Source organism: Flavobacterium sp. KKT103, from assembly GCF_055640565.1.
In genome coordinates this window covers 473,603-490,768 of record NZ_CM145766.1, presented here as the reverse complement: position 1 = coordinate 490,768, position 17,166 = coordinate 473,603, and the positions used below count along the sequence as shown (strand labels likewise).

The window sequence follows — 17,166 nt, the reverse complement described above, 5'->3', positions numbered from 1 at the left end:
TATGGAAGCGAAAAAATTAAATAAATACGACAAAGCCTATCTAAGAATCGCAACTGAGTGGGGTGCATTGTCCTATTGTGAGCGTAAAAAAGTAGGTGCTATTATTGTAAAAGACCGCATGATAATATCTGATGGTTACAATGGTACGCCATCCGGTTTTGAAAACTGCTGCGAAGATCAGGAAGGATTGACTAAATGGGATGTTTTACATGCTGAAGCAAATGCTATTCTAAAAGTGGCTCGCTCTACGCAGTCATGTGAAGGTGCTACGTTGTATATCACGCTTTCGCCTTGCAAAGAGTGCAGTAAATTAATTCATCAATCTGGAATAAAAAGAGTGGTGTATCACAATGGATATCGCGATGACTCAGGGATTCAGTTTTTATTGAAAGCAGGAGTCGAAGTAGAGCATATTCCAGAACTAAACTAATAATGAAACCAAACCCAAAATATCTTCCAATGCTTTTTGGTGCAACCCTTGCATTAGGAATAATTGTGGGTGGATGGTTAAGTACTCCTACTGATAGCAAATTGCTAGTCAACAACAGTTCTAAGGTTAAACTAAATAAACTAATAGACTTTATTAATAATGAGTATGTTGATAATGTCAATGCAGACTCAATTGTGAATCTTACCGTTGATAAAATTCTTGGGCAATTGGATCCACATTCTGTCTATGTTCCTCCTACTGAGCAGGCAGAGGTTGCCGAAAGCATGAGAGGTGATTTCGTAGGTATTGGAGTTAGCTTTTATATGTATAAAGATTCGGTAGCGATTATTAAACCTGTAGCTAATGGTCCTTCGGCCAAAGCAGGAATTAAAGCTGGGGATCGTATTTTGTACGCAGATCAAACCAAGCTATACGGTAGAAAACTACCTTCTGATAGCTTGTTTTCAAAACTAAAAGGAGAAAAAGGTTCCGAAGTAAAATTGGTTGTTTATAGAAAATCAGAGAACAGAAAGCTAACCCTTAAAGTGAAACGAGATGTCATTCCTTTAAATAGTGTTGACGCTTCCTTAATGCTTACAAAAAACACTGCCTACATAAAAATCAATCGTTTTGCAGATACAACCTATGAGGAGTTTCATAAAGCATTGCTTAAGCTAAAAAAGCAAGGAGCAACTGCAATTGTGATTGATTTAAGAGATAATGGAGGTGGTTATATGGAAGAGGCCATTGCCATTGCTGACGAATTATTGAGAGACAAACAATTAATTGTTTTTACGAAAAATAAAAAAGGGAGTACTCAAAAAACGTTTGCTACTGCAAAGGGAGATTTCCAAAACGGAAAAGTTTTTGTACTAATAAATGAAAATAGTGCGTCTGCTAGTGAAATTCTAGCGGGTGCAATTCAGGACAATGACCGAGGAACAATTGTGGGTCGTCGCTCTTTTGGGAAAGGCTTGGTGCAACGCGAAATGAATTTTGAAGACGGATCAGCTGTCCGATTAACAGTTGCAAGATACTACACACCTACGGGAAGATCTATTCAAAAACCCTATATAAAAGGAGATGCCGAAGCTTACTTTAAAGATTCAGAAGATCGATTAACCAATGGTGAGTTGTATGAAAAAGATAGTATTAAGGTTGTAGATAGTTTAAAGTTTAAAACACCTAAAGGGAAAATAGTATATGGTGGCGGCGGAATCGTGCCTGACGTATTTATTCCGTTGCAACTAGAGCAGGGGAATGAAAATACTTTGTATTTGATGCAATCAGGATTGGTTGGGAATTTTGTTTTTGAACAATTAGACCAAGACCGAACCGTTCTTAAAGGAATTACTTTTGATGCCTTTTTGACAAAAATGAATAATACAGAGTTGTACTATAAAAACTTTAAAACGTTTCTAACTAAAAATGGTTTGGATCCTAAACTATTAAATAACAAAGAAATTGTGAAGCGGTACCTTACTGCTGAATTTGCTCGACAATTGTTTGGGGAGCAAGCCTATTACCAAATCGTGTTAAAAGAAGATGCTATGATTAAAGCGATCCTTAAGTAAGGAGAATAACTCTCAAATAAAGGTTGAGATGGAAATACTGGGTTAAAAACCGTCTTCAATACAATGTACTGTATTCAGTGCGTAATTTAAAAGCACTCTCGTGGCCTGTTTACTGCTACGGTTAGGGTAATGGAATTAAAAGGAAAAGCAAATTGATATTACAATTTGTTATTCATTCTCTCTTCTATCTTTTTAGATGTTTTAAAAATCAACAGAATTAAAACAGCGCAGAAAGAAGCGAAGATTCCAATAAAAGCAACTACGCTATCTCCCTGGAAAGGATGTTTGAAATCAAGTAAACTGATGTTGAAGATAATAAGGGCTACTGCAAGAACCACTAATACGTTAGTAAAGATTTTCATAATAGATTTTTTTATCTGTTGGCTGCTTACGGTTTTTTGGACAAAAATGTTTAGACAAGTAGTCGAACCTTGTTGTGGCCTCAGATTTAATTACTGCGTAAATTTATAAAAATTTTTATTATACAAACAAACCTTTAACATTAGCTGCAAATAATTTAACAGCAATGGCCAATAATACCACTCCAAATGTTTTTCTAATAACGCCTAAGCCGTTTTCTCCCAACATTCGCTCGATTTTTGACGAAGATTTCAATACGATATAAACCAATACGATATTAAGTACAATAGCAATAATGATGTTGATAGTGTGAAATTGTGATTTTAAAGATAGTAGGGTAGTCATTGTTCCTGCTCCGGCAATTAAAGGAAATGCAAGCGGAACGATCGAGGCCGAACTGGCTTCTTCATCTTTGTAAATACGGATTCCTAAAATCATTTCGAGGGCTAGAAAGAAAAGTACAAAAGCTCCCGCTACAGCAAAAGAGGCTACGTCGATTCCGATAAGTTTAAGGATTTCCTCTCCTACAAACAAAAACACGATCATAATGGCTCCAGAAGTTATTGAGGCCTTGCCCGACTCTAAATGTCCGAATTTTGATCGTAAATCGATAATGATTGGAATAGAGCCAATGATATCGATTACTGCAAAAAGTACCATTCCTACTGTGATTATTTCTCTAAAATCTAATTCCATAGCCAAAAATTTAGCCGCAAAGGTAAGGTAAAAGCGTAGAAATTGAGCTAAATGCTCGTGGTAATAGTAAATGTGGTTGTTTAGAGTAAAGGATCAGGAGTTGAAGCTCCTTTTGTTTTCTAGTTGTGGCTTTGTTTCGCTATCTTTGCCTAAAATAATTTAGTACCTCAATAGCATGTTTCAGTTAGGAAAAACCATAGTTTCAGAAGATATTTTAAGTAAGGATTTTGTTTGCAATTTATCAGCCTGCCATGGCGCATGTTGTGTAGATGGCGATGCAGGAGCGCCTTTGACTTTAGAAGAAACTAAAATTTTAGAAGACATATATCCTAAGGTTAAACCTTTTTTACGTAAAGAAGGTATAGCAGCTATTGAAGCACAAGGAACTTGGACTAACGGAACTGATGGTGATTTAGAAACGCCATTAATCGATAATAAGGATTGTGCGTATGTCATTTTTGACGGAAAAACGGCTCTTTGCGGTATTGAACAAGCGTACAATCAAGGGATAGTTGATTGGAAAAAACCTGTTTCTTGTCATCTTTATCCTATTCGTGTAAAAGATTATACCGAGTTTGCAGCCGTGAATTATGATAAATGGGACATTTGCGATGCGGCCTGCTCTCTAGGTCAAGAACTAGAAGTTCCAGTGTATAAATTTGTCAAAGAAGCATTGATTAGAAGGTTTGGCGAAGACTGGTATTTAGAGCTGGAAAAGGTTGCTGAAGAGCTGAAAAAATAAATAAAAAAATAAGTATTTTTTACTTGCTTCCTATTTAATATTTCCTATATTTTACGGCACTTCCCGTTCTTTTTGTTCTTTTAAAACGTTGATTTTTAATATTTTGTATTTTTGGTTGTAAATCTGCTGTTTTTTAACCTTTGTTAAAAACTAGGGCATATTGTGGATAAGTTTGACTTTCAATTCCGGCAATATTTCACAATCTTTGTAATTCGCAGAATGAACCTTATTTTGCTGGATTTTCATAATAAAAAAACAACAATACAATGTCGCAAATAGAACCAATTTTACAAGAAAATAAGAACCGTTTTGTTATTTTTCCAATCAAACACCATGATATTTGGGAGTGGTACAAGAAAATGGAGGCTAGTTTTTGGACTGCCGAAGAAATTGACCTTTCACAAGATCTAAACGATTGGAATAATAAGCTGAACGATGAAGAGAAATATTTCATAAAACACATTTTAGCGTTTTTTGCTGCCTCTGACGGAATCGTGAATGAGAACTTAGCTGAGAACTTTGTAAATGAAGTACAATATGCGGAAGCTAAATTCTTTTATGGTTTTCAAATCATGATGGAGAACATTCATAGCGAGACGTACTCTTTACTTATCGATACTTACGTTAAGGACGAGGCTGAAAAAGATGAATTGTTCAATGCATTAGAAGTTTTTCCTGCAATCAAGAAAAAAGCAGACTGGGCATTGAAATGGATCGAATCTGATTCGTTTGCAGAACGTTTAATTGCATTTGCAGCAGTAGAAGGAATTTTCTTTTCGGGAGCGTTTTGCTCGATTTACTGGTTGAAAAAACGTGGTTTAATGCCAGGATTAACATTTTCTAACGAGTTAATCTCTCGTGACGAAGGGGTTCACTGTGATTTTGCAGTACACTTGCACAACCACCACTTGATTAACAAAGTGCCAAAAGAAAGAATTAGAAGCATTATTGTTGATGCCTTAAATATCGAAAGAGAATTTATTACGGAGTCATTGCCAGTAAGTTTAATAGGGATGAACGCTTCGTTAATGACACAGTACCTAGAATTTGTAGCTGATAGATTGTTAGTGGAATTAGGATGTGATAGAGAGTACAATACTTCTAACCCATTTGATTTTATGGACATGATTTCGCTACAAGGAAAAACAAACTTCTTTGAGAAAAAAGTGGCCGAATACCAAAAATCAGGTGTTATGAACACGGATGGTGAAGCACAGAAAATTTCATTTGACGCTGATTTTTAATTAAATTATTTTTATTCGCCTACTGAGTTTTTAGCCCAGATAGTAGTGGAAATCCTTTTTTAAAATTTGTCATACTGAGCTTGTCGAAGTACAAATTTTAAAAAAGATTGCAACGGATAGCTGGAAACAGCTCCAAAAAAAATTACAAATAAATAAAAACAGCGAAGGGATTTTCTGTTTAAAAAAAAAAACAAAAAAGTATGTACGTAGTAAAAAGAGATGGCCGCAAAGAACCTGTAATGTTTGACAAAATCACAGATAGAATTAAAAAACTATGCTATGGTTTGAATGATTTGGTAGATGCAGTTAAGGTAGCAATGCGAGTAATTGAAGGGCTTTATGATGGGGTTTCTACGTCAGAATTAGATAATTTAGCTGCAGAGACAGCAGCGTCGATGACGATTGCGCATCCTGATTATGCACAATTAGCAGCAAGAATCGCGATTTCGAACTTGCACTCGAATACAACAAAGTCGTTCTCAGAGACGATGACTGAAATGTTTAACTATGTAAACCCAAGAAACGGTCAATACGCTCCGTTAATCTCGGATGAGGTTTACAAAGTAATTGTTGATAATGCAGAGTTTTTAGACTCACATATCATTTACAATAGAGATTTTAATTACGACTATTTCGGTTTCAAAACATTAGAACGTTCTTATTTGCTTAAGATAAACGGGAAAATTGTTGAGCGACCACAACATATGTTAATGCGTGTATCAGTAGGGATTCACTTAGATGATCTTGATGCTGTTTTAGAAACCTACGACTTAATGTCTAAAAAGTTCTTTACACACGCAACGCCAACCTTATTCAACGCAGGAACTCCAAAACCTCAAATGTCATCTTGCTTCCTTTTATCAATGCAAGACGATAGTATTGACGGAATTTATGATACGTTGAAACAAACGGCAAAAATTTCGCAATCAGCAGGCGGAATTGGTTTAGCAATTCACAACGTGCGTGCTACAGGATCGTATATTCGTGGTACAAACGGAACTTCTAACGGAATCGTTCCTATGTTACGTGTGTTTAATGATACGGCGCGTTACGTAGATCAAGGTGGAGGAAAACGTAAAGGTAGTTTTGCTATTTATATCGAAACTTGGCATGCGGATATCTTTGATTTCTTAGACTTGAAAAAGAACACAGGAAAAGAGGAAATGCGTGCAAGAGATTTATTCTTTGCAATGTGGACTTCTGATTTATTCATGAAACGTGTGCAAGAGGACGGAAACTGGACTTTAATGTGTCCTAACGAATGTCCTGGATTGTACGATGTTTATGGAGATGAATTTGAAGCATTATACGAAAGCTATGAAAAAGCGGGTAAAGGTAGAAAAACAATAAAAGCACATGAATTGTGGGAGAAAATTCTAGAATCTCAAATCGAGACTGGAACACCATACATGTTATATAAAGATGCGGCTAACCGTAAATCAAACCAAAAGAATTTAGGAACAATTCGTTCTTCTAATTTATGTACGGAGATCATGGAGTACACTTCTCCTGATGAAGTTGCGGTTTGTAATTTAGCGTCACTTTCGTTACCAATGTTTGTTGAAAACGGGAAATTTGATCACGATACTTTTTACACGGTTACAAAGCGTGTGACTAAAAACTTGAACAAAGTAATTGATAGAAATTACTATCCAGTTAAAGAGGCTGAAAATTCTAACAAACGTCACAGACCAGTAGGTCTTGGGGTACAAGGATTAGCAGATGCTTTTATCATGTTGCGTTTACCATTTACCTCTGACGAGGCTAAAAAACTAAATCAAGAAATTTTTGAAACTTTATACTTTGCTGCTGTAACCGCCTCTATGGAGATGGCAAAAGTAGAAGGACCATATTCTAGTTTTGAAGGTTCGCCAATGTCAAAAGGAGAATTCCAGTTTAACATGTGGGGAATGAAAGACGAAGAATTATCAGGTCGTTGGGATTGGGCATCGTTGCGTAAAGAGGTAATGGAGCATGGTGTTCGTAACTCTTTATTAGTAGCACCTATGCCAACTGCATCGACTTCTCAAATTCTAGGAAACAACGAAGCGTTTGAGCCATACACGTCTAATATCTATACACGTCGTGTGCTTTCAGGTGAGTTTATCGTGGTAAACAAACACTTATTGAACGATTTAGTAGAGCTAGGATTGTGGAATGAAACATTGAAACAAGAATTGATGCGTAACAACGGATCGGTTCAAGATTTAAATATCCCGCAAGACTTGAAAGAATTGTACAAAACAGTTTGGGAAATGTCTATGAAAGATATTATTGATATGTCACGTCAGCGTGGGTATTTCGTAGATCAATCGCAATCATTGAACTTGTTCATGCAAAATGCTAACTACTCTAAACTAACCTCAATGCACTTTTATGCATGGCAGTCAGGTTTGAAAACGGGAATGTATTACTTGAGAACAAAAGCAGCTGTTGATGCGATTAAGTTTACCTTAAACAATGATAAAGCGGCAGCGCCTATCGAAGTAAAAGAGCAAGTACAAGTACAAGCCTCTGCAAGATTAGAGTCGATTGCAACTTTGAATGAGCCAGTGGCTGTAGGAGTAGAGATGACTGCAGATGAATACAAAGCCATGATCGAATTAGCAAAAAATGCTGGTCCTGATGAATGTGAAATGTGTGGGTCTTAATTACCAATCCAACTTAAATATAAAAAACAGCTATCAATTTATTTTGGTAGCTGTTTTGTTTTTAGGAGCTATTTCCTGCTTTACGTTTCAATCTTTTTTAAAATTTGTCATACTGAGCATGTCGAAGTACAAATTTTAAAAAAGGATTTCCACTGCAATCAGGGCTAGTGATCCCGAATTTGATTTGATGTCGGAGAGTAAATGAACGCAATAATATGAATTGTAAACGTCACAAGAGCATTTTACAACAATCTCATAACACTTTCTAAAAATCCTATAAAAGTTAGCGTCTTACTGCTATGTATATTTGTTAAATCAAAAAGCAGTATTATGAAAGCAGTCCACTATATCAAACAAATAATTAAAAAAAGTATTCATTTAGTTTGTGCAACTTGCATGAATGATGTAATTATTTATTCGAAGCAAGCAAGTAATATCGAATTATTTATTCTTGCTTTTTTTATAGAGTTCAACCGACTTTTTATTGCAGATACCGTTTTTATGAACACCGTTCAAAAGCACGTTTTAGAAAAATTAGTGATCTCTTATCGTTTGAATTTAAGTTTGGCTCAAGTTAATTGGTTAGAAATTAAAAATGCCGCTGCTGAATTATTCTTTAATAACAATGCGTATGCTAATCAATATAACGAGGAAACAATGCTTAATCATTAATTGGCTATTCTCATGAATGAATATTCAATTAATACGCACCTAATACTAGTTATTCAGTAAAGCTATAAACGGATTAATGCCTTTATTAATCTCTTCTATCGATTGTCCGATTTGTATATTTTCTAATTTTAGGTCCAACAAGCCTCTGTGCAATGTAGCGATTTTAACTCCATTAGAAAATGTGATATAGTCCTCCCAACTCGTTTCTATGCCACCAACGGGAATAATACTTACCCACATTCTCCATGCTTTTGGAACATAATTTTTATCTACAAGCCAAACATACGAATCTCCGGGAGTACTGCCGCCAGAGGCATAAGTAATCATCAAGGCTTCTTGATTGTCCTGCATGACAAGGCTTCGAGTGGTTCCTGCGTCACGTAGTTTAAAGGGTGCGATTAGCCAAAATGAATCATTATTAAAATAATCATTTCCCTTTTTTATAGCGTCTATTTTATCAGATTCAGTTAGAGGTTTGTCATTTTTATAAGCTAGACCTTGCAATGTTTTTGTATTGTAAATCACTTTAGTTTCACCCCATTTTACTTGAACCAAGTTGTTCTTTTTATCCCAAAGATAATGATGACTTCCTCTAAAAGTGAAAGCAACCGCGGCGGTCGACTCCCAAGCTTTTTGATTGATTGCTTCTTGAATTTTATCAGTAAGTATTTCGGCTTTGCTTCCCGCATCTCCTTTTGGCAGCGGTTTACTCGTGAAATATAAAAAGACTGCTAAAACAATGGCAAGAACTACAATAATGGAAGCAGTTATTTTGAAGAATTTTTTCATTACAAAAACGATTTATTTACTATCAGTTTGTCAAAAGTACCAAAAAAACAGCATTTTCAGAAAGTATTCTCTGCTTTATTCCCATACAACAAAGGGTTTAGCTCATTAAAGCCAAACCCTTTGTGTCCAATTTTGTGGTGGTATATAATTGTGGTATTTATTATTTGATCGTATCCCATTTTTTGTCGATCATCCCTAAGTATTTGGCTTCGTCTTTATTCCAGATATCAAGCGTATTGACTTGTGTTCCATTAAAATCGCCATTAAAAAATAAATACAATTTGTTATTTACAATTTTAAAAGTTTCAGGATTGATAGAGAATTTAGAATCTTTTTCAGCTACACCCCAAGCGCAGTAACCGTTTACTTGTGGTACGTATTTTTTAGGGTTTGCTTTAAAAGCTTTTGCATTTTCTTTAGATGCAAAGTAATAAGTAACCTTTTCGTTTTGTTCTGCAAATTTAGCGCTTCCTTTCATTGCTTTGTGGTCTTTTTGGTATGCAACTACATCGTAACCACCTATTGCTAAACCTGTTTTGTCAATAGCATCCACTTGTGCAAATACTCCGTTTGAAAATAAAGCAATAAATGCTACTACTAATGTTGATTTTAAATTTTTCATGTTTTTGATTTTAATTATTTCTATGTGTAAGTTTGTATTTCTGTTGTATGTTAAGCTGTAACCGCTTCGGTAATTAGCTCTTGAGCATTTTCAATATTCCACTCGCCTTCAATCATGCGGTGTACATAGCAAGCGTCGGCTTGTTTTAACAATTCTGCTTTTTGTTCAGCAGTTAGGTCACCTTCAATTTTAATTTTTGCAGTAACGTTTGAGGTCAGTTTTCCTCCTTCGCCACGTTTCACATTAAGTTCGAATTCGCCGTCTACTTCGCCTATTGTCCAGTTGTTTTTTCGAGCAATGTATCGCACCGTTGCCACTTTGCACATTGCAATACTGGATAAGATTAAATCCTCAGGTGAGAACCCTAAATCAGTTCCTTTGCTATTTGTAGGCTCGTCACCCACAATCGCATGTCTACCGTTTGTAATCAGAGATTGGTATCCCGTAGGTAGGTTTTTGATGTTTATTTTTTTTCCCATTTTCTTAGCTTTTTATAATGTTTTGAAGGTGACTTGTCATTATAGACTTGCTTTGTACACCGTTTTGAGTACCTACAATTTCTCCATTTTTAAAGTAGAATAAAGCAGGAATGCTTCTTACTTTAAATTGTGCTGCAAGCTCTGGTTGTTCGTCAACATTGATTTTCGAAATAACCGCTTTACCATCAAAATCAGTTGCTAATGCTTCAAGAGCAGGATGCAAAGCCTTGCATGGTCCGCACCAGTCTGCGAAAAAGTCTACTAGTACGACATCGTTACTATTAATGGTTGCTTCAAAATTGTTTTTGTTTAAATGTTGTATCATTTTAATGGTTTTTAGGATTAATTAAAAATTATAGTGCTGGTGCAAGTGGAAAATCAATTGCAAAATCAGCTAGATTGTGAATGTAATTGCTAATGATTTTGTCACCTACTACTACCACTACGTCAATCATGTTTACTTCAGTATAACCAGCTTCAAAAAATGCTGTTTTAGATGCTGCAGTTGCTTTCCCTCTGTTTTCAACCACTGACGCTGTGAATTTTACTAAAGCGTCTAGTTTACTATCAAATGCAGCAGATCCTCTGCGTAATTCTAGTACTTGGTCATCCGTAAAGCCATTCATTTTTCCTAAAACAGTATGAGCCGACTGGCAATAATTACAACCATTTATTTGGCTAGTGATCAAGTTTACTACTTCTCTTTCTTTAGCTTTTAAGCTACTTTTTCTGTTTTGAAGTGCTAAATAGTCACCTAGAGCCGTTTCGCTTTTGGCGAAATAAGCATATAAATTAGGAACAAAACCTAACCCTTTTTCTAGGTTATCAAAAATTGCTTGATTGTTTGATGATACTTCTTCTCTTGTTGGTACGTTGAAATTTGACATAATTTTTTATTTTTTTGTGAATTAATATTTATATAAATAAGTTGCTTTCGTTACAGTAGTAATCGGTGATTGCCATATTCTGACAAAAATCTGCTTGAGTTACTGCAATCAATTGCGGTGATTTTTTTGTTTGGTTCAGGTTAAAAGCGTTTTTAAATCCTGTAATAAGTGTTTGTATTGTTCTCATAATTGGTTGTTTCAGTTTGATGGTACAAAGGTGCGACGAAAGAAGGCCTTTAAGTTAGGTCGCATTTCCCGTTGAGTTGTTCATTCTTCCCTTTTGGTGTTTTTATGAGTAAAAAACGAGCTTTTTGATAGTTTTAGGAGCAGAAAGTGAAGTGCTTTCAAGAAAATCCGTCCCGCTTTACGTTGCAATCTTTTTATTCGCCGCGGCGAATAAAAAGGATTTCCACTGCAATCGGGGCTAAGTGACGGCGTTTTGTCTTTGCCGATTACAATTCAGAATGGGAGTGAGTGCCAAGCACGAAGCAATCACACTCATTTGAAGGTATAAAGACTACTAGTTGTCTTTACATGATTTGACTTTTTGACGATCGAAAAAATATAACAATAGCAAATAATGTGAGCAACGGCTGAGATTCCTCCTTCGTCGGAATGACAAAGACGCGGTATTTTGATATTAGATTATCAAAAGTAAATTTTAGCGGAGTAAAGAACCAATATCAAATCTCGACTCTGCTCGATCTGACAAATTAGGAAATGAAAAGCAGATGTGATCGAAAGAAAAAACGTCCTAGCCCGGATAGAAGCGGCATCCTTTTATGCTGGGGTTCAGTATAAAAGATAGAGCGGATAGCCGGATTAGCTCCTGAAAAAACAGATTTATAAAGCCTTCTTAAAATCGGATGGAGAAACGCCTTCTGCTTTCTTGAAAAAGCGGCTGAAGGACTGAATGTCTTCATAGCCTATTTCGTAAGCGATTTCTTTGATGCTTTTGTCAGAATAGCGCAATAATCGGCGTGCTTCAAGGATGGTGCGGTCTTGAATGATTTGCAAAGGTGACTTTTCGTTGTATTTTTTGAATAAATTCGATAAGGTTTTCGGACTTTTATTCAGCATTTCGGCGTAGTCTGCCACTTGGTGTTTGGTTTTAAAATTGCTTTCGACTAAGTAGTTGTATTCGCGAACAATATCCAATTGGTTTTTGTCAAATGTTGTTAACTCCGTTTGCTCTTTGAACACGCGGGTGCATAATATGAGTAGGCGTTTGAGCATCATTTGTAACATATCGTTTTGCAAATCGTCTTTAGAAACCATTTCGATGGCAAACATTTTCCAAAGAATATCGAATTTTTCTAATTCGGCATCAGGAATAGCAATTTTCGGAAATTGTGACGCTCCAAAAAACAAAATCCCCTTGCAACCAACTTCGCTATCGTGATCTGCAATGCAGTAAAAAGCTCTATTGAACCGAATTAATCGCGCACTGTTTACGCTTAAAACTTCTACTTTATGGTACTCAGTTAAAAACAAAACCGTATTGGTCGGGAAAGTATGCTCGCTACCGTCTACTTTAATTTTTAATTCATCCAAAGCCCAAATAACGGTCAAGCCATCTGTGATTTTTTCTTTGAGTAAATCACAATTGGTATTGTCAATTTCGGCTAAACGTATAAATTCATTGAGTTGACCTGTGTAGAGCATAATGGGTTGTTAAATATGAATTTTCCCTTGTTGCAAGGAACGGTTTTTTAAACAGTGGTAACAGTTATTAAATACAAAGATAGGTCGTTTTGGCGTAATTGTTCGCTTGATAAATAATGTGAAAGCTATTTTATCTTAGGGCTATTTCTTTATCTTTGAAAAATAGTCTAATTATTCAAATTCGAAAACAACAGCATGAACTGGGAACAACTTTTATCATTAAAACGCCAAGGCGACACAAGTAAACGATTACGTATTGAGCAAGATGACACCCGTTTAGGATTTGAAGTAGATTACGACCGTATTATTTTCTCGGCAGCTTTTAGAAGTTTGCAAGATAAAACACAGGTGATTCCGCTTTCTAAAACCGACTTTGTACACACCCGTTTGACGCATAGTTTGGAGGTTTCTGTGGTTGGTCGTTCTCTAGGAAGGTTAGTAGGTAAGAAGATAATTGAAAAATATCCTCATTTACAAGAAGTTCATGGTTACCAAATGAATGATTTTGGCGCTATTGTAGCTGCGGCCTCTTTGGCGCATGATATTGGAAATCCTCCTTTTGGCCATTCTGGAGAAAAAGCAATTGGAGAATATTTCTCTATTGGTAAGGGTAAAAAGTACAAGGAACAGCTTTCAAGCAAAGAGTGGCAAGACTTAATCGATTTTGAAGGAAATGCGAATGGATTTACTGTTTTAACGGGAAGCCGACCAGGAATTGAAGGAGGTCTAAGGATTTCATATGCCACACTTGGCGCTTTTATGAAGTATCCTAAAGAAAGTTTACCAAAGAAGCCAACGAGAAACATTGCTGATAAAAAGTATGGTTTTTTTCAAATTGACAAACCGTTTTTTCAAGAGGTGGCTGATGATATGGGATTGATTCCTAATAAAACAGGAAATGATATTGGATATGAAAGACATCCTTTAGCCTACCTTGTAGAAGCCGCCGATGATATTTGTTACACGATTATTGATTTTGAAGACGGGATCAATTTAGGATTGGTGTCTGAGGATTTTGCCTTGGAATATTTGATTAAACTAGTGAAAGATAGCATCGATACCTCTAAATATAAGTCATTAGAGACAAAGGAGGATCGAATTAGTTACTTACGTGCCCTGGCTATTGGGAGTTTAATTAGTGACGCAGTAAAGGTTTTTACTGAAAATGAAGAGGCTATTTTAGCAGGGAAATTTCCTTTTGCATTAATGGATAAAAGTAAGTACAAAGCACAAATGGATGATATTATTAAAATTAGTGTTAATAATATCTACCAAAGTAGAGAGGTAGTAGAGAAAGAAATTGTGGGTTATCAAATTATTCAGACTTTGCTGGATACATTTATCACTGCATACGATAATAAGTACAACGACAATGCTTCGAATTACGATGCTTTAATTTTAAAGTTATTACCTGAAAAGCATCATCTTGAAAAAGAGAATCTTTATGAAAGACTTTTGCACATCTGCCATTATATTTCATTACTAACAGATGGAAATGCATTAGAATTATTTGAGACCATCAAAGGAAGAAAGAAAGAGTAGCTATTTAATATTTTAATAGACAAAAGCGTCGCTTTATAGTTGCTAAATCGAGTGAAAATCAGTAATTTCGCTTTTATAATTACCTATAACTAGTATACATCATATGAGAAAAATTACTCTTATTGCTTTTTTATTGATTTCTGTGTTAACATTTTCGCAGTCAAATAAAGACGTAATCCAAAATTATTTAAATTCAAACACATCTAAATTTGGTCTATCCAAAAATGATGTCCAAGATTGGTCTATTCAAAGTGAAGCGACATCAAGTAGTACCAACATAAATAGCAATTATGTAATTCAAAGATACAACGGAATTGAAATTTTTAGGGCGGTAACTAATTTCGCTATAAAGGACAAGAAAGTAGTAGATACGGATAAGAAATTCATTGCGAATGTCTCAGGAAAGATAAACGGGGTAACCCCCAAACTATCAGCAGTGGCCGCATTGTCCAAAGCATATTCGCTATTGGGAATTACTGAGGTAAACACGAGTACAGCTGTTGAAAAAGTAAGTCAAAATAAGTTTAAAATTAATGATAAGGTAACTAATCATGAGCCAATTGAAGTGAATTTGGTGTACCATCAAGCTGGCGATGGTAAATTAATGTTAGCTTGGGATTTGACAATCGAAACTCCTAAGCATGATCATTTATGGAGTGTTAGAATTGACGCATTGAATGGAGCTCTTTTAGAGAAAAACGATTTAGTTATATCATGTCAATTTGATAGAGAAGGTGCTTTAAGTCAAACTAGCGAAACTGCAAGCGGGTCGTTCCTGAATTTTGATAATTCGTACAAGCAAATATTCTCTCCTGCTGCAACTGCAGTTGTTGGCGGAGGGTCGTATCGAGTGATTCCGTTTAATTACGAGAGTCCTAACCATACAAGTAGACAATTAATTACAGATCCTGCAGATAGTAAAGCTTCTCCTTTTGGATGGCATGATACCAATGGCGTTGCTGGGGCTGAATATTATATTACTAGAGGTAATAATGTTTGGGCTAAAGATGATTTTTTAGGAACAAATAAAGACGATGGTTCCAGCCCAGACGGTGGATTAGGATTGGTGTTTGATTTTCCTTACGGAGGAACTAGTGTAGAGGCATCATCATACATTAATGCAGCGAACACAAATTTATTTTATATGAACAATATCATGCATGATGTATGGTATCAATATGGTTTTAATGAAGTTAACGGTAATTTTCAGGAGAACAACTATCAAAAAGGAGGAGTAGAAGGTGATTATGTGAACGCCGAAGCTCAGGACGGATCACTTGCTGAAACTATTAGTTTAAACAACGCTAATTTTTCGACTCCAAGGGATGGATTGAAAGGAAAAATGCAAATGTTTTTATGGAACAGAAGCCCTGAAATTAAACCATTAATTGTTACTTCGCCTTCAAACATTGCAGGTACATATGTTGCAACTCAAAATGTATTTAACCCAGGACGTGTCAATTTACCTGTGGCACCTGATTTACTTCAATCTGATTTAGTGTTGTATTTAGATAGTTCTGGTGATACCTCTTTTGCATGTGGTTTACCAAGAAATACCGCAGCAATGCAGGGAAAGATAGTTATATTAAGAAGAGGAAATTGTTCTTTTGTTGAAAAGGTAAAATCGGCTCAAAATGCAGGAGCTATCGCTGTAATTGTTGTGAATAGTGAACCCGAGAATCTTGCAATGTCTGGGGCAGATGCAGTAATTAGAATACCAGCAATTAGCGTAACTAGTACTATCGGAGAAAATATTATTAATCAGATGAAAATTGGGGCTGTAAATGTAAAAATACAATTGCAAACTGCTCAATTTATAAATAGTGATGGGGATTTTGATAATGGTATTATTTCTCACGAGTATGGACATGGTATATCAACTCGATTAGCAGGTGGCGCTAGTAACTCCAGCTGTTTAAACAATAAAGACCAAATGGGCGAGGGTTGGTCTGACTGGTTTGCGCTAATGATGCAATTAAAACCAGGAGATTCAGGAAAGTCTAAAAGAGGAATAGGTACATTTGTATCTTCTCAAGATACTGATGGTTTGGGTATTAGAAATTACGTTTACTCAACTGATAGAACTTTGAATCCAATGACATATGCCTTTACTAATGGTTTTACCACCTATGATACTAACGGCGTAGAATCAACATCAGTTCATGGTGTAGGGTCTGTTTGGGCGACAATGTTGTGGGACTTAACATGGGCTTACATAAATAAATATGGATACAATGACAATAAGTATACGGGTAACGGTGGAAATAATAAGATAATGCAATTGGTTATAGATGGCTTAAAAATGATGCCTTGTAGTCCAACTTTTGTTACAGCACGTAATGCTTTAATTGCTGCTGATCAAGCAACTACGGGTGGTAAAGATTTTTGTATGATATGGGAGGTTTTTGCTGCCAGAGGACTAGGTGTAAATGCATCTGCTGGTGATGGAAACATTGGTAACGATCAAGTAGAGGATTTTACAAGACCTGTTGCTGGTGCTAATTGTACGACTCTTGGAATAACTGATTTTGATAACGAGGACGTGATGAAGGTTTATCCAAATCCTTCAAATGGAATTGTAAACATTCAAATTAATAAATATTTTGGAACTGTAGACGTTCAGCTAATCGATATTACTGGAAAACAGATTTACAGTGCTAAAAATGTTGATTTTAATGGTCAAAAAAGTATTGATTTAAGTGCTATCACTTCAGGAATTTACCTTCTTAAGGTAACAGGAGAATCATTAAACTTTGTTGAGAAAATTATTCTTAACTAGAAATAGAATAAAAAGGCCGGTTTTGTACTACTAC

General features: G+C 35.7%; 17 protein-coding genes. 8 read left to right on the top strand and 9 right to left on the bottom strand.

Annotation, left to right across the window (positions count from 1 at the left end):
• The first annotated feature begins 1 nt into the window (after position 1).
• Both ACZ2G0_RS02080 and ACZ2G0_RS02075 read left to right on the top strand, forming a co-directional pair.
• On the top strand, positions 2-430 hold the full coding sequence (locus ACZ2G0_RS02080; RefSeq protein ID WP_300285042.1) for a deoxycytidylate deaminase: 429 nt from the start codon (positions 2-4) through the stop codon (positions 428-430).
• 2 nt (positions 431-432) lie between these two features.
• On the top strand, positions 433-2,004 hold the full coding sequence (locus tag ACZ2G0_RS02075; protein WP_470308784.1) for a S41 family peptidase: 1,572 nt from the start codon (positions 433-435) through the stop codon (positions 2,002-2,004).
• 158 nt (positions 2,005-2,162) lie between these two features.
• On the opposite strand, the gene ACZ2G0_RS02070 is transcribed toward ACZ2G0_RS02075, so the two are convergent.
• Both ACZ2G0_RS02070 and ACZ2G0_RS02065 read right to left on the bottom strand, forming a co-directional pair.
• Positions 2,163-2,366, bottom strand: a complete 204-nt coding sequence (locus ACZ2G0_RS02070; RefSeq protein ID WP_300284975.1) for a hypothetical protein — start codon at positions 2,364-2,366, stop codon at positions 2,163-2,165.
• A 118-nt stretch (positions 2,367-2,484) separates the two neighbouring features.
• Positions 2,485-3,060, bottom strand: coding sequence for a MarC family protein (locus tag ACZ2G0_RS02065; RefSeq protein WP_470308783.1), 576 nt, complete (start codon positions 3,058-3,060; stop codon positions 2,485-2,487).
• A gap of 175 nt (positions 3,061-3,235) precedes the next feature.
• Here ACZ2G0_RS02065 and ACZ2G0_RS02060 point away from each other — a divergent pair, with 175 nt between their 5' ends.
• From ACZ2G0_RS02060 to ACZ2G0_RS02045, 4 genes are all read left to right on the top strand, one after another.
• Positions 3,236-3,802, top strand: coding sequence for a DUF3109 family protein (locus tag ACZ2G0_RS02060; RefSeq protein ID WP_300284980.1), 567 nt, complete (start codon positions 3,236-3,238; stop codon positions 3,800-3,802).
• A 266-nt stretch (positions 3,803-4,068) separates the two neighbouring features.
• The gene (locus ACZ2G0_RS02055; protein WP_300284983.1) at positions 4,069-5,046 is read left to right on the top strand and encodes a ribonucleotide-diphosphate reductase subunit beta; all 978 of its coding nucleotides are present in this window, start codon (positions 4,069-4,071) and stop codon (positions 5,044-5,046) included.
• A gap of 200 nt (positions 5,047-5,246) precedes the next feature.
• The gene (locus ACZ2G0_RS02050) at positions 5,247-7,697 is read left to right on the top strand and encodes a ribonucleoside-diphosphate reductase subunit alpha (RefSeq protein WP_470308782.1); all 2,451 of its coding nucleotides are present in this window, start codon (positions 5,247-5,249) and stop codon (positions 7,695-7,697) included.
• Between the two features lie 330 nt (positions 7,698-8,027).
• Positions 8,028-8,369, top strand: coding sequence for a hypothetical protein (locus tag ACZ2G0_RS02045; RefSeq protein WP_470308781.1), 342 nt, complete (start codon positions 8,028-8,030; stop codon positions 8,367-8,369).
• 45 nt (positions 8,370-8,414) lie between these two features.
• Here ACZ2G0_RS02045 and ACZ2G0_RS02040 read toward each other — a convergent pair whose 3' ends face one another.
• From ACZ2G0_RS02040 to ACZ2G0_RS02010, 7 genes are all read right to left on the bottom strand, one after another.
• Entirely contained in the window at positions 8,415-9,158 is a 744-nt protein-coding gene (locus ACZ2G0_RS02040; protein WP_470308780.1) for a hypothetical protein, read from the bottom strand.
• A gap of 160 nt (positions 9,159-9,318) precedes the next feature.
• Entirely contained in the window at positions 9,319-9,780 is a 462-nt protein-coding gene (locus ACZ2G0_RS02035) for a YHS domain-containing (seleno)protein (RefSeq protein ID WP_470308779.1), read from the bottom strand.
• 50 nt (positions 9,781-9,830) lie between these two features.
• On the bottom strand, positions 9,831-10,259 hold the full coding sequence (locus ACZ2G0_RS02030) for an OsmC family protein (protein WP_470308778.1): 429 nt from the start codon (positions 10,257-10,259) through the stop codon (positions 9,831-9,833).
• A 4-nt stretch (positions 10,260-10,263) separates the two neighbouring features.
• Positions 10,264-10,584, bottom strand: a complete 321-nt coding sequence (gene trxA, locus ACZ2G0_RS02025; protein WP_300284997.1) for a thioredoxin — start codon at positions 10,582-10,584, stop codon at positions 10,264-10,266.
• Positions 10,585-10,612: 28 nt separating this feature from the next.
• On the bottom strand, positions 10,613-11,146 hold the full coding sequence (locus ACZ2G0_RS02020) for a carboxymuconolactone decarboxylase family protein (protein WP_470308777.1): 534 nt from the start codon (positions 11,144-11,146) through the stop codon (positions 10,613-10,615).
• A gap of 28 nt (positions 11,147-11,174) precedes the next feature.
• The gene (locus ACZ2G0_RS02015; protein ID WP_173854821.1) at positions 11,175-11,333 is read right to left on the bottom strand and encodes a hypothetical protein; all 159 of its coding nucleotides are present in this window, start codon (positions 11,331-11,333) and stop codon (positions 11,175-11,177) included.
• Positions 11,334-11,989: 656 nt separating this feature from the next.
• Positions 11,990-12,811 (bottom strand): helix-turn-helix domain-containing protein, encoded by an 822-nt coding sequence (locus ACZ2G0_RS02010; protein ID WP_470308776.1) that lies wholly within the window; start codon positions 12,809-12,811, stop codon positions 11,990-11,992.
• A 195-nt stretch (positions 12,812-13,006) separates the two neighbouring features.
• Between ACZ2G0_RS02010 and ACZ2G0_RS02005 the strand changes: the two genes are divergently transcribed.
• Both ACZ2G0_RS02005 and ACZ2G0_RS02000 read left to right on the top strand, forming a co-directional pair.
• A complete protein-coding gene (locus ACZ2G0_RS02005; protein WP_300285008.1) occupies positions 13,007-14,353 on the top strand; it encodes a deoxyguanosinetriphosphate triphosphohydrolase in 1,347 nt (448 codons plus the stop codon).
• Between the two features lie 103 nt (positions 14,354-14,456).
• Positions 14,457-17,132: a T9SS-dependent M36 family metallopeptidase gene (locus ACZ2G0_RS02000; RefSeq protein WP_470308775.1), complete on the top strand. Its 2,676-nt coding sequence runs from the start codon at positions 14,457-14,459 to the stop codon at positions 17,130-17,132.
• The last annotated feature ends 34 nt before the right edge of the window (positions 17,133-17,166 follow it).